The organism is Serinicoccus chungangensis (genome assembly GCF_001483745.1).
GTDB lineage: Bacteria > Actinomycetota > Actinomycetes > Actinomycetales > Dermatophilaceae > Ornithinicoccus > Ornithinicoccus chungangensis_A.
Genome location: NZ_LQBL01000005.1, coordinates 1 through 13,846, shown reverse-complemented (window position 1 = coordinate 13,846; position 13,846 = coordinate 1). Strand labels below are relative to the sequence as shown.

8 protein-coding genes and 1 pseudogene are annotated in these 13,846 nt (G+C 64.0%); all 9 read left to right on the top strand.

Going from position 1 to position 13,846, the window contains the following annotated elements; translation table 11 throughout:
- On the top strand, positions 1–435 hold a 435-nt coding region (locus tag AVL62_RS17715), incomplete at its 5' end, for a transposase (protein ID WP_235585485.1).
- A 127-nt stretch (positions 436–562) separates the two neighbouring features.
- The gene (locus AVL62_RS03020; RefSeq protein WP_058890212.1) at positions 563–1,117 is read left to right on the top strand and encodes a hypothetical protein; all 555 of its coding nucleotides are present in this window, start codon (positions 563–565) and stop codon (positions 1,115–1,117) included.
- 41 nt (positions 1,118–1,158) lie between these two features.
- The gene (locus AVL62_RS03015) at positions 1,159–1,890 is read left to right on the top strand and encodes a TIGR02391 family protein (protein WP_058890211.1); all 732 of its coding nucleotides are present in this window, start codon (positions 1,159–1,161) and stop codon (positions 1,888–1,890) included.
- Between the two features lie 432 nt (positions 1,891–2,322).
- The gene (locus AVL62_RS16870; protein ID WP_153011629.1) at positions 2,323–7,413 is read left to right on the top strand and encodes a hypothetical protein; all 5,091 of its coding nucleotides are present in this window, start codon (positions 2,323–2,325) and stop codon (positions 7,411–7,413) included.
- A 1,252-nt stretch (positions 7,414–8,665) separates the two neighbouring features.
- Positions 8,666–9,703: a TerC family protein gene (locus AVL62_RS02995; RefSeq protein WP_058890207.1), complete on the top strand. Its 1,038-nt coding sequence runs from the start codon at positions 8,666–8,668 to the stop codon at positions 9,701–9,703.
- Between the two features lie 37 nt (positions 9,704–9,740).
- Complete coding sequence (locus AVL62_RS02990) at positions 9,741–9,953, top strand: Rv0909 family putative TA system antitoxin (protein WP_058890206.1); 213 nt, start codon at positions 9,741–9,743, stop codon at positions 9,951–9,953.
- A 559-nt stretch (positions 9,954–10,512) separates the two neighbouring features.
- Positions 10,513–10,875, top strand: coding sequence for a hypothetical protein (locus AVL62_RS16865; RefSeq protein ID WP_153011628.1), 363 nt, complete (start codon positions 10,513–10,515; stop codon positions 10,873–10,875).
- 1,392 nt (positions 10,876–12,267) lie between these two features.
- Positions 12,268–12,822: a hypothetical protein gene (locus AVL62_RS02980; RefSeq protein ID WP_058890204.1), complete on the top strand. Its 555-nt coding sequence runs from the start codon at positions 12,268–12,270 to the stop codon at positions 12,820–12,822.
- Positions 12,823–12,872: 50 nt separating this feature from the next.
- Positions 12,873–13,846 (top strand): annotated as a pseudogene (locus AVL62_RS02970) (IS3 family transposase); the annotation flags it as partial.

Sequence of the window (13,846 nt, the reverse complement as noted above, 5' to 3'; positions counted from 1 at the left end):
ATCACCCGCTTCCCCGACCGCAACCACTTCGCGTCCTGGACCGGAACCGCCCCGGTCGACGCCTCCTCCGGGGACCACACCCACCACCGGCTCTCCCGCAAGGGCAACCGGCAGATCAACCGGGTGCTGCACATCATGGCCGTCGTCCAACTGCGGCACGCGACCGAGGGCAGGGCCTACTACGACCGAAAGGTCGCCGCCGGCAAAACGCCGATGGAAGCGATGCGCTGCCTCAAACGGCGCCTGTCCGACCTGGTCTATAAGGCGATGCTCGACGACCTCGCCCGACGTGCGACGACGGGCCCGGGAGGGCAACTGGGTGACGACTCTGACTCCAGCGCGACCGGCTCACAACCCGATGCCGGCTCTTCGGACAAGCCACTTCCCGGACCCGCCACCACCAAGCCTAGAACCACCCTCCCAGCGGCGTCTTGACACAGAGGGGTGCCATGTGCGTGCGCTTCTGCGTCAACGGCCTCCGTTCGCGGCGGTGTGACGCAATCCCGGTCCCTTGGTTCGCCACGCGGCCTTCTCTGTCGGCGGCACGTGCGACGATCCACCCGTGGAACTCACTGCGGTCATCGTGTCAGGTCTGTCCCTGGTCGTGGCTCTCGTCGGTACAGCGTTGGCCAACAAGCGGTCCAAGGAGGCGCTAGAAGAATCGCGCAAGGCTGCCGTCAGCGCTCTCTGGTCCGACGTCCAGCAGGCGGTCCAGCGGTTCATCGGTTTCGACCCGACCATGGAGCCCATCGGGGATCGGCTCGCCAATTTCCGCATTGCCACAATCGCACTCGTTGACGAGCTAGACGGCTGGGCGGGCCTCGACACGTGGCTGGAGGCAGAGCGCGCCCTCGGCGCTGTCCTCGGTCGGCAGGTCATGGAGGCTTCGCAGCCCAGTGACACGGTGGATCAGCGACTGGCCAACCTGGACCCGTACCAGCGATGGGCACAAGTGCTCAGTCAGAATCTACGCCGCTTCCGCATGGTCGGATTCGATGCTGACGTCGTGGCGAAGCTTCAAGCATCGGCCCAGAACCACATCGAAGCGATCTCCGCGAAGCACGGATGGGAACTACCGCCAACAACGCTGCCCGGCGTCAGCTCTATCGAGCCCTGACGGGGTCCACCTTCCAGCGGGGAGTCGTGGACAATGGCCTCATGGCGAAACTTGACGTTGACTGGGCAATCAACGAGATCGATCAGTTCCTCCATGTTACGGCGCAGGTGGGCTACAACAACCGGCCCCGCTCCGGCGTTTTCATTGCTGGTACACACATGCGCGGGGACAAAACTGAGGCATCGCAGCGGGCGCACGTGGTTGAGCAGGTGCTAGACCGGGCCCTTCCGGGCTGGCGGAAAGACCGTCCTGCGAGGGACAGCGAGTACCGTTGGCTGCGCGACCAAGCAGCGCGCGGCAAGGCCGCGCTTCAGCGGGAGGCCGAGCTCGCCGAGAAGCTCGGGGACAACGCTCCTGACATGGACGCGACCAACCTTCACCCGTGGGCCTGGGAAAACGGCAAGAGTTACTGGAACACCGGCCACTACCACCAGGCAGTGATGCAGGCGGCGATCCGCATCAACGCCGAAACGCAGGCGAAGCTGAGCCGAAGGGATGTCTCGGAAACGGCACTGTTCAATGAAGCGTTCTCGGTGGGCGAGCCGAGGGAAGGCGCAGCACGCCTCCGCCTGATGGAGAACGACGGTAGCAGGACGTACGAGAACCTGCACCGCGGTGCCCGCGCATTCGCGGAGGGTCTGTACGCGGCGATCCGCAACCCTGGCATGCACGTCCCGCACGACGGCGGCGAGGAGCAACTCGCCCTGGAGCAGTTGGCAGCGTTCAGCCTGTTCGCTCGGTGGGTCGACCAGGCGGACGTACTGGAGGTCTGACGAGTTGAGTGAAGAGGCCTCAAGGTGACCGTCACGCAAAGGCACCTGAGCCGATGAGCCGCTCGCGGCAGTCGAGGACGTTCCGCCGAGTCTTAGAGAGCGCAACCCAGCGTCTCGCAGAGGTGCGGCATTGCACCCAGTCACCACGCGGTGCATGCGGGACTTTGGCTGGGACTCGACGCACAACTATATGCTGGAATTGCTGCACGGCAAGACCAAGACGGGCAGAGGATGGCCATTGAATGACACACGAGGCTGAGCGCGTTTCGGCTCTAGAAGAGGGTGACCGAGCCCGTGGCACGGCAGGCGGGGCTCTTCGCGGGTACAAGTTCAGACAGATTCGGCGGTGGTACTGCGGCTCAACATGTGAGGTAGTGCTGGCCCGTGGCTGAGTCTGATCACGCGGAGCAACCGGCGGTTGCGAGTGCCGCTATGAGCCCGTATGCCACGGGTGGCGGCGGTGTCACGTTCGAGCGCAAGGTCGCCGTCCGCTATCTCGGCCAGCTGCTAACGGGCCTTGGAGCAAGCGAACTCGGTGAAGGCCGATCGGTCGTAGCCGTGGCCTTCCAACAGTCTCCAGAGCATGCAGCAGATGACCTGGTTATTCGGGCTAAGCGACCAGACGAAGACAAGCCGTCCCTAGTACTGGGGCTCGCCGTTCGTCGTGCGCCATCAATCGTGAAGTGCGATGAGAAGTCCCGCAAGCTGGTCGGGTCGTTCCTGGCCGAGCTAGCGAACGACCTGGGTGAGGACGTCGAACATCAGGTCGGCCTCGTTGTGGCTGGCCATCAGGCTCATGCCTCTCAATTGGCGGAGCTTGCTGGGCTGGCTCGTGGCCAGTCCGACGCCGCATCTTTTGTCGCGTTGATTCAGGAACCGAAACGATTCGAACGGGCCATCCGGGACCGCCTGGAACACCTGCAGGAGTTGGTCAAGCTAGCGCTTGAAGATGCAACTGGCGGAGTTTCGACCGATGAGACGGTCACCGAGCACGCCTGGCGCCTATTGTCGCACCTTCAGGTTGTGCTGCCTCGGTTCGAGTCGCCGGACGAGTCTGACTGGGCGGGCGTCGCAAACGAACTGATCACGGTCGCCAGGACCCAGGACGTTACGGGTGCGGCACTGATCCGCGATCGCCTCAGCGTGCTCGCTGGGGAGTATGCGCCCAAGGCGGCGGTCGTCGATCTGACCCTCCTGCGACGGGATACGCACCACCTCATCGCACCAACGATCCGTCGGCACCGGGACGCCTGGCAGTTGTTGAATGGTCTGCACCAGCGGGCAGTTGCCGCTGTGGGTAGCCAGGTCACCTCGGCTGATGGTGCCCGTCAGGTGCATATCGATCGCAGCGCAACGGTCACCGAACTTCGCGCGCTGGCCACGGCCAACGATGGGGTCGTCGTGCACGGCGAATCTGGCGTGGGAAAGAGCGCTCTCCTTGTTGAGGCAGCAGCCGCCGCAGACGAAGGGGAAGGTCAGGCACTTGTTGTCAACCTGCGGCATCTTCCGGCTACAGCGATCGAGCTTGAGGGGGCACTGGGCGCTCCACTGGCGGACATCCTTGCCGAACTGAGCGCTCCCGAGCGGCTGCTGATCATCGACGGCGCGGATGGGATCGCAGAAGGAAAAGCAGAGCAGTTCCGGTACTTGGTGGAGGCCGCTTTGCGAAGCGACGTTCGGGTTGTGGCACTGACGTCGAACGATGTGCAAAAGCTCGTTTACGACGCTTTCGCTGATTTCCATCCCGACAGCGTCGCTACCTTCGAGGTCGAGGCGCTGACGAACGGCCAGGTTGACGAACTTATTGAGACATTCCCCGAACTTTCGGCACTGGCTGGGAACGTCCGGGCTCGAGAACTCCTGCGTCGACTGGTTGTCGTCGATCTTCTTGTGCGTGGCGGTGTGTCTGGTGTGCCGCTGACGGATGCCGATGCGATGCAGCATGTTTGGGCTGGCCTCGTGCGGCGCCGCGGGCAGGTTGATCGGGGCATGCCCGATGCCCGGGATGCAGTGATGCTGCGCCTCGCGGAACTCGCCGTTACCGGCGGTGATCCCCTTCCCGTGGTCACGACCCTTGACGGTGCTGCACTCGATGGACTCCGGCGTGATGGCGTCTTGCGGACCGCAACTGATGAGCCATTCAAGATCGGCCCAGAGTTCGCGCATGACGAGGTGCGGCGCTATGCGGTAGCTCGGCTACTTCTCGGCTCGAACAGGCTCACGGCCAGACTGTTGGCGGCCGGGATGCCACGCTGGTCACTTGGGGCGTCACGTCTCGCATGCCAGATGTACCTCTGCGCACCCAGCACCCCCGCTAATCCGGTTGCTGGCAGATTGGCTCGACTGCAAGGTGAGTTCGATGCCGTCGTTGTAGCAGGCCACGGAGAGCGATGGGCCGACGTGCCCAGCGAAGCACTTCTCGCGCTGCCGGAGCAGGGGTCAGTCTTGGCTGACGCCTGGGCAGAGCTGTGCGCGCACAACAAGGCAGGTCTTTATCGTCTCTGCCGTCTGATCGATCAGCGCTTTCGGGACTCTTCGCATCTTGTGCGCGTTACTGCCGTAGAGCCCTTGATCAAGCAACTGCTTTCAGGCGCTACAGCATGGCGTGGCGACGAGAGGCTGCAGGAGCTGATTCGTGACTGGCTTAGGTCCCTCATTGCGGCCGATGTCCCGGCCGGCGACGCATTGAAAGCGCAGCTCCGCTCGCAATTGCTAGGCTGGTGCGCAGTAGCAGACCAGCGCCAGCGAGATGAACGAGCGGCTGCTGAAGCGGCTCGCGCGGCGCGGACTCCTGAAGAGGTAGAACGCGACGAACGCTTGGCTCAGCGTAGTGATGCCTTCGACGAGATTGGCTACCCACGGAGCCGACGCCGCCGGAGAAGGGATGTGCCACGCGAGATCACCGACGAGGTGACGGTTGAGTTACTGGCGCTCCTTGGCCCAGATTTGGGAGACGAAGGCGAAGCCATCCTTCGTCGTATCGGCAGCGACGCACCCTGGGATCTCGGCCCCGCAGTCGAGGGGCTCTTGGCCGCCCGTGCTCTGGCACACCGCTCGCGCGGCTTCCTGGCCGAACTGACGGAGTCGTACTACATAGACGAGGACGAAGACGGGTCCGGGTTCCACGAGGACGGCATCCGCGATCATGACTTTCACGGTTTCGGGATGCCGCATGCGGCGTGGTATTCCGGCCCGTTCATGTCCTTGCTGCAGACCGACTTCCGCGGTGGGGTCCGGGCGATCAATCGGATGCTGAACCATGCTGCGCGTGCGCGCGTGCGTACCCTTGCCAGCATCGGGCACTACGGCGCAGTCTCCGACGAGGAACTGGAGCGTTACCGCACGGAGTTACAGGTCACGGGAACCGCTCGCACCTATATCGGTGACTCACACGTCTGGATCTGGTACCGAGGCACCGGAGTCGGTCCCTATCCGTGCATGAGCGCACTTCAGGCGCTGGAACGGGTCGTTGACCAGTTGATCCAGATCGACATCCCGCTCGAAGACCTCGTGCCCGTGCTGCTCGACGGCTGCGAAAGCCTGGCGATGGTCGGTTTCGTTGTCGGCCTCTTGGTGCGCCACATCGAGAAGAGCGACAGACTTCTTGACCCGTACTTGTCGGAGCCGGTGATCTGGCAGCTAGAGTTCGGCAGAGTTGTACAGGAGTCGAGCGGACTCGCCGCCTCCTCCGACGGGGTTGTTGGCGGAGATCGTCGCAGCTGGTCGCTGCGTGAGGCCGCGATGATGCTCGTACTGCGCGCCGATGAGGCCCGAGCCGAGGAGCTGCGCCAGGTGGCCCAGGTGCTGGTCGAGCGGGCCGCGCAAGATATCCGATCTGCCGTTCCGGGCATCGATGACGCTGAAGTTCAGCGGCAACTCGTGAGTGTGCGCGGCTGGGCGAGCGGTATGGACCGCAATACATACAGCGCCGAGGCAACCGACGACGGCCAAGTCCTCATCCAGAGCACGCCACCCGAACCCCTTCTTGATGCGCTCCAAAGTGGAAGCGTCGACATCCAGCGCGGACATGAAGCGACGCGACTCTTTGTGGAGTACCACATCAACTCGAAGAAGGGCCTGGCCGAACCACGGTCTGCAGAGACGCTCGTCGCGGACTTGACCAGTGCAGAACAACTTCTCGCAGAGCCACCTGGTCTCAGTGTTGGAGCAAAATGGGACGCGCCGGTAGCAGTTGCCGCCGCCGCACTCGAAGCGCATCTGATCGATGGGGTAGGGCTGCCGGTTGACTCGCTCCGATTCGCCGCCGAAACTGTCATTGCTGCTGCGGAGATCGCTGGCCAGGAGCGTCAGTTCGAGTCCGAGGAGTCGTATTTTGAGCAAGGCGCCGATCGAGTGGCGGCCCGAGTTCTGCCGGTCCTCCTACTGCCATACGCCCGCGACGTGCGGACCGTCCTTGATGGTCACGACGGGACAAAGACTTACGCTCGGGTCGCGGCAGCAGCGACGAGTCTGGCCTCGTCGCTGCCGAATGAAGTCCGTGTATATCTGGCTCGCGGCCTTGATCGCTTGTGGCAAGTGCCGTGCGCACAGGGCGGGCGATGCCATCATGAGGATGCACTCGACCTCGTCATAGCAACGATGCGCGACTGTGCCCTTGGCAACTGGGATTCGGACACTGGTCGACGAGCCACGGTTCTCTTAGCTGACCCCATCACTCAGTCGCTGCAGCAAGTAGCCGGTGACGCAATCGATTTCCGTCGGCTTGACGCTGCTCTCCGGGCGCTCGCGCCCGCTGTCGTTGCCGACATCGGCGTGTCGGAACGTGCCGAGGCATTGTTTACGGCGGCCCTCGCTGCACAACGTCGGGCGCTCCTTGCTCACGAACGAGATATGGATCATCGCGGAACGCACGCACTCATCTCGGCACGCGCTTTGCTGACGCTGATCGAGAATGGGAACGACGAGCTGCTGTTTGAGCACCTCGACGCGTTCGCCGATCGCTCAGACCTGCTCGGCGTATTTATTCGCGCAGTCTCAGCCGCTGGGGAAGAATCAACAAGCCGAGCTAGTACGGCTGCGCGGATCTGGCCCACACTTGTCAGTCGAGTCCTCGGATACGAGAAGGATCACAAGCCGTTCGAGGGACGGCACTACGGCGATTATGCCCGTGCATCCCTCATGCCGAATCTGGCTGGTGAGGTCGCCTACCTCTACCGCGAGACTGCAGGTGCGCCGATTGTATGGTGGAACCCTCGCGACCTTGCCTCAACGGTTGAGGAGTGGCTTCTAGGCGCCAGGGGTGATCCGACATGCACTGATCACCTGATCAGTTTCGTGCGGGCGCTCGATGTTGCTAGCCAGGTTCGTCTGGGTCTGCCGTGGATCGCAGATCTTGTACTTGCTGACCCCGACCACATAGCTCGACGGAGTTACCTGCTCTCGACGTGGCTGATCGAAGTGCGGTCGGCAGTGACTGATGATGCCTTGCTTGCTACATGGCAACGTGTGGTCGACGCCCTCGTCGTCGCAGGCGACTCGAGCCTGGCGCCCTACTCTGAGTAGCCCACCTAACTACTCACGCGGTATGCCTGCCGTATCGAGATAACCGCGCGGATAGTTGAAGTTGCCGAGTGCAGCCTGCAGGATCTCCCCCGAAGCGCTCCGCTGCCTGAAGCGTGGGGATCCCCGACGTCATCTCCAGCAGTTGGTCAGCGAGGCGGATGACGCCAGGCTGAGGGAGCCGGCGGGCGATGCGGGCGCCTCAAGTATCACCGCGGTTGCCATCAGAGGGGAGCCAGACGAATCCGCGTCGTGCAAGTGTCGACTTGTCGTACTCGTCGTAGTCGCGAACCGCGCTGTCATCGGCAGTACAGCGATGTACCGACCCTCTGCGCTGGCCGAACATCCACAGATCCCCGGTAGGCGACTGATCGGCTGAGAGTATGCACCGACCGTCGACTCCGGGCGGCCAATCGATCTCGCGACTTCGAGACGGGCCGCCGACGTGGACGGCGGGGAGGGGCGACCGGTCTAGGCTTGCGGAGGACCCAGGGGTGCCGGACGAACTTGGACCGCTGTCCGCCAGGTCGCCCCGGCTGCTGGGTATGTGACCTCCCTCCTGCAGGAGAGCGGCCCGCGTGGCGGCCAAGACGAGTCATGAGTCGCCAGCCATGATGCACGTATGCTGCACGAAACGGCCCGAAGGCCCATTTTCCGGCTGTTTGTGCAGGTCAGCGCGTTTCAGTCGGGAGTCTTGTAAATAGGTGGTTGAGGGTTCGAGTCCCTTCGCCAGCTCTGGATTCGCCTGTGGCGCAGGCGATTTGAGCTCTACGGTCTCTACTTCAGTCTGCTGTTCGAAAAACAGTAGCGCGGCCCTGCCGTGCGCCTGTGACCTGCGGTTTCGCGACTCCGCCATGACCTGGGATGCTTCGGGCCTTCGAGTCGCTGATGCACGTATGCTGCACGCCCGACAGGGGCGTGGGCAGCGCTGGGCAGCTGGCAGTTGCCTGGACGCTAGGGGTTCGATGCCGAGCATCGTGCCGCGGTCCCGGCCGTGTCCGAACCGCTTGCCGGTGCCACCAGCGGTTCGAGGCGTAGGGGGGCTGACTCATCTGGAGCGGTCTGTCCTGTTGCCTGGGTCGTCCGCTCGGCGGAGGCTTGACATGAGTGCATGGGTGTGGGTTACTTCTGCGCAGAAGGGGAGTATCCCACTCACCGTCTCGTCGTCACTTCGGCCCCCAAGTGGGTTCCGGCGAGCAGCCCCGTTCCAGGGGCCGGGAGAGACCTTCGGTCGTACTGATCGAAAGGTTTCGTCATGGATATCTCTGGGTGGGTGTGGGCCGCGGTCCTGGTCTTCATCGCGGTCATGTTGGCCATCGACCTGTTCGCGCACCGTCACGCGCACGTCATCGGGGTGCGCGAGGCGGGCCTCTGGTCGGGGGTGTGGGTCGCCTTCGGGGTGGCCTTCGGTGTGATCGTCTGGGTCACCTGGGGTGCAGAGTTCGGGCAGCAGTACTTCGCCGGGTACCTCATCGAGAAGTCGCTCGCGGTCGACAACGTGTTCGTCTGGGCCATCATCTTCAGCTACTTCGCCGTCCCCCGGGAGTTCCAGCACCGGGTGCTGTTCCTGGGCGTCGTCGGCGCCCTGGTCTTTCGCGGCATCTTCATCGCCGCGGGTGCGGTGCTGATCCAGAACTTCTCCTGGGTCCTCTACGTCTTCGCCGCGTTCCTGCTCTGGACGGGGTACCGGATGCTCCGTCAGCGCCACGAGCACATGGACCCGGAGCAGTCTCGCGCTCTGCGCCTGTTCCGCCGGCTGGTGCCGATGACCGAGACCTACCACGACCAGAAGTTCGTGGTCCGTCGTGGCGGGGTGCTGCTCGCGACCCCTTTGCTGGCGGTCCTGGTGCTCGTCGAGGTCACCGACGTCGTCTTCGCCGTCGACTCCATCCCCGCGATCTTCGCCGTCACCGACGAGGTGTTCCTCGTCTTCACCGCGAACGCGTTCGCGGTCCTGGGGCTGCGCGCGATGTACTTCCTGCTCGCCGACCTCATCCACCGGTTCGTCTACCTCAAGACCGGACTCGCCCTGGTCCTGGTCTGGGTGGGCGTCAAGATGCTGCTCAAGATCGACCTCTTCTACATCCCGACCACCGTCTCCCTCGCGGTCGTGGCCACCATCATCACCGTCTCCATCTGGCTCAGCCTGCGCGCCACCCGCGGGCAGGACCGACAGGCTCTGCCCACCCCGACGGACCCGCCGTTCCGCGTCGCCACCGCGGCCGAGAACGCCGAGCTGGAGCCGGTGTGGAGGACCCGGAGGCCGTCCGCACCCACCAACACCCCGACCTGAATCCACCCCCTCACCACCACATCAAGGAGAAGAATCGATGCGACTCAGGGCCACGATCATCAGCGCCGCCACCCGGCACCGCGCCAAGCTCGAGCAGGGCCTCGACAAGCTCGGCGAGGTCGCCAACACCAAAACCCACGGGCGCTACGAGGACACGATCCGCAAGGGCAGGGACCACGCCCGGACCGGCCTGGACAAGCTCACCCACGACCGCCCAGACCCCGACAGCCAGGTCCCCGCCGCCCGCTGACCCGCCTCCACTTCACGGACAGGCGCGCCAGGGTGCCCGAGAGTCGAGTGACTCTCGGGCACCCGTCAGGCTGACGCGGTCCACGTTAGTGCGGCTCAGTGACGACCGTTTTCGAGCTGTCTGGTTCGCTGCATGATCGCCTCGGGCCGCGCGGTGCTGGTGATCACCAACCGTGGATCAAGTCCATTCTTGGGGCGCTGGCTTGCGGCGGGGCTGTGTGGCCCAACCACGTCACCTACCCGTGCAGCAGTCTCGCGTGCTCGACGCGACTACCTCCAGGCGCCATGACTCGACCACTCTCCTGGTCTCGACGAACTTCGGACTCAGGTCACCTGGCAGCCTCAAGCGCGCCGCATCACTATCCCGAGTTCGTCGCCTGACCGCCATGCAGCGTTCCGGTAGGCTGGTGAGCCAGCCCCGAGCGTGAGTCTGCATACTTGCGGTGACGATAAGTCGTCAGCGCCCTGCAACGCCCAGTATCGGCCTTGGTGAGCGGCGCCCACCAAGCCAATGCTCCATCTATTCGACGTATCGACTAAGAACCACCGGAGGAACAAACATGAATCTCCTCACTATCGTCGACGTCAAGGACCGTGACAGTCCGCATTTGTACGTGAAGTGCACTCTCTTCCTTGAGACTCATGCCGGTGGCCGCTTGCCGTTGCTCGTGGACCGCGGCTGGGCCACGAACCAGAGCTGGGAAGACGTGAGACTCGAAGAGATCGTAGACGAGGCGCCCGTTGTAGTTGGTCCTGACGCAGGCGGGTCAGGAGATGAGGAGGCGCTGGCCTCGGGTCATTGGGAATTCTTAACAGCGAGAGCGCGGGCCGAAGGCGTTAATGTCTCTGCAAATGAAATGCGCACCTTGCCACATCATGTTGAACTGACAGAGCAACTAAAGTCCCGATTGGCAAAGGCGTGACGCGAAACTGCAATCTCAATTCCAACCAGGCGCCCGCCACCACGTTCACGGTTTGAACTACCAAACGCGGCAGGGCACAGCCTCCTTCGCCTCAGCCCGCGACCAGTCGTCAGCCTCCCATCGCACGTCAACTGTCACCACGTTCAACCAGTGCGTTCGAGAAGACGAATCACAGCCGACACGGACGTTAACCTGATTGTTGCTCACGCTCTTCGGCTTGAGCGTATCGGAATTCTTCTTCTTGAAGACCCACGCGCCGGTGGTTGGCCTGCTCCTGTTGACATACCACTCGTACAGCCTGGCTGTGACAACCGCCCGATCCTTCTTGCAGTTCCCCTTGTTCCACTTCCCATGCGCCGACACATCCCAGGTGTTTGGAGAGGTCGACAAGTGTGGGTCGTCCGCATAGGTGACTGGAGTGCACACAACTGCTTGAGTTGTTGCCAGTGGGCCCGCAGTCGTAGGGTCAGGAACGGGATCGTCAATGACCACAGTTTCCGCCTCGATCAATGCCTCAAGCATAACCGGGTCGGGTGCAGGAGGGAGCGTGGTTCCGTCAGCAAACAAGCCTGGCACCATGTCAGCCGTTGGCTCCTCGAGAACGGCAGCGTACCCAGGCGCGGGTTCTCCCGCCTGCGACACGGGCTGCATAGCAGCTCCCGTGTTTGCGATTGCTAGAACTTGCAAGGCAACAACTAGGGAAACTGCGCCTTTGCGCGGCAGTGGTCTCATTGTAAAGGGCCTCTCCAATGGGTACCTGAGACGTGTAATCGGTCCCCCGAAATCTGGCCCGATGGCTGATCATCGGGCTCTCCTGCCTTGTCTGTCAAGTGGCCAATGCAGCTCTTCCGAGATGAGGGTGAGAGGTAGCGTCGGCCCGATGTAGGTGTCCAGGTCTTCTAGAGAGGTTCTCACGCCCAGCATCTCCGAGACCTTGATGCGCCCAACGCTACGTTCACATGCCCTAGCCCGACCACCTTCACCGGCTGGGACGATGTCGGCCGGAAGGCCAACGAACGGCTGCTCACACCCGACGATGCGGTGCTTGTCTGCGGGGTCGTGGAGCCGCATGACTGCGCACGAGATCGTCGTCGACGGTGAGGTCAGGTGGCGGGGACCACCTCGCGCGCTGATCCGCCGGTGCGGCAGACCATCCCGCGTGGTGGACAATAAGCGCTGCTCAAGCCCACTAGAGGCGGGCGTTGGGCTTGGGTCGATGGGGGAGATCTTGGTAGATGGGTCCATGACTCTTGTGGGGGCAGTGCGCCGAGGGCGTCATAACACGTTGTTTCCGTGGACAGGGAGCCAAAGTCCGCCTGGCGCCGTGACGACCCTTTCGAGCGATGCTCTGCCAGCCTGCTCGTTCACTCGCCGGACCTAGGGTGTGCCGTTATGGGAGCACCCGACGAGACAGACCCGATCGATGACTTCCCCGCGGTGGCGGACAACTTCGACGTCGTGCAGTGGCTGCGACCCAAGGGCGGTCCTCGGTCGGTGGTCGAGCAGTACCACGCTCTGCGCGGCATCCCGGTGCGGCCCGTACGTCAGGGCCAACGGTTGGGCGAGTTCCTCCTGACGGAGGAGGACCCTGAGGTCGTGGCGTTCGGTCACGACGAGCACACCTTCTACATGGCCAGCACCAGCATCCTGAGCCTGGGCCCGCAGATCGAGCCGTGGCGCACCCTGGACGTCACTGCGGGCGAGATGCGCCACGTCGCCCGTAGCACCAGGGTCGGCTGGGAGGAGTTCGACTGGTGGGTCCGTGGCGTCCTCAAGCGACGGCTGAGTTACGGGCTGGACGATTCCGACACCGGCGTCCAGGTCGGTGATCCGCCCGATTTCGAGGAACCGTTCTGGACCTGGGTGGCCAACGCCGAACCCATCCCTGACGAGAACGGCAGGCTGCCCGACCGGGACGGCCTGTGGGTGGAGGTCTCCGATGTCTGAAGCGCCCCAGGTTTGATGCCGCATCCTTGTGAGTTGGAAGGATGCAGTTCATGCCGAAGAAGATCGATCCGAAGGTCAAGGAGCGGTGCGTGCGTCTGGTGCAGGAGCACCGGGGCGAGTACTCCTCGCTGACCGCGGCCGCTGAGGCCGTCGCTCGCCGAGAAGGGTTGGGCAAGGAGACCGTGCGCCGCTGGGTGGTCCAGGCCGAGGTCGATGGTGGCCGGCGCCAGGGCGCCACGAGTGAGGAGCTGGCCGAGATCCGCAAGCTGAAAGCGGAGAACCGGCAGCTGCGCGAGGACGTCGCGATCCTGAAGGCCGCGACCAGTTTCTTCGTGGGGGAGCTCGACCCCCGGAACCGATGATCGTGGCGTTCATCGACACCCAGCGTGCCCAGGGGCGCACGGTCGGGTCGGTCTGCCGGGTCCTGCGACAGCAGGGCCTGCAGGTCGCCGAGCGCACCTACCGCACCTGGCGCCGGTCCGGCCGCCAGGTCGCGGACCGCACGGTGCAGGACGCGTGGGTGATGGACACGGTCCGCGACCTCGCCTGGACCACCGACCCTGCGGGTCGACGCAGGCTCACCCCGGAGGGCCTGTACGGGCGGCGGAAGATGACGGCCCTGGTCGCCCGCAGGATGCCCTCGGTATCGCCGGGCAGCGTGGACCGGGCGATGCGGGCCCTGGGCCTGTCCGGCATCCGTCGGAGCAAGGGCATCCGGACCACGATCCCGGCCAAGGACGGCGTTCGCGCCGGGGACCTGCTGAACCGCGACTTCACCGCCGCGGCCCCGAACCGGACGTGGGTCATGGACTTCACCTACGTCCGGGCGTGGTCGGGGTGGGTGTACGTCGCGTTCGTCGTCGACGTGTACGCCCAGCGCATCATGGCTTGGCACGCCGCCAGCACCAAGGACGTGGACCTGGTCATGACGCCGGTCAGGATGGCGACCTGGCAGCGCGCCCGGGAGGGTCACCCGGTGCTGCCCGGCGAGCTGATCCATCACTCTGATGCCGGGTCGCAGGGC

What these genes read in the sequence shown, in the direction of transcription:
- AVL62_RS02990 (WP_058890206.1), top strand. Translation starts at nt 9,741, where the DNA reads ATGCGACTCAGGGCCACGATCATCAGCGCCGCCACCCGGCACCGCGCC.
- AVL62_RS03015 (WP_058890211.1), top strand. Translation starts at nt 1,159, where the DNA reads ATGGCGAAACTTGACGTTGACTGGGCAATCAACGAGATCGATCAGTTC.
- AVL62_RS16865 (WP_153011628.1), top strand. Translation starts at nt 10,513, where the DNA reads ATGAATCTCCTCACTATCGTCGACGTCAAGGACCGTGACAGTCCGCAT.
- AVL62_RS02995 (WP_058890207.1), top strand. Translation starts at nt 8,666, where the DNA reads ATGGATATCTCTGGGTGGGTGTGGGCCGCGGTCCTGGTCTTCATCGCG.
- AVL62_RS16870 (WP_153011629.1), top strand. Translation starts at nt 2,323, where the DNA reads ATGAGCCCGTATGCCACGGGTGGCGGCGGTGTCACGTTCGAGCGCAAG.
- AVL62_RS02980 (WP_058890204.1), top strand. Translation starts at nt 12,268, where the DNA reads ATGGGAGCACCCGACGAGACAGACCCGATCGATGACTTCCCCGCGGTG.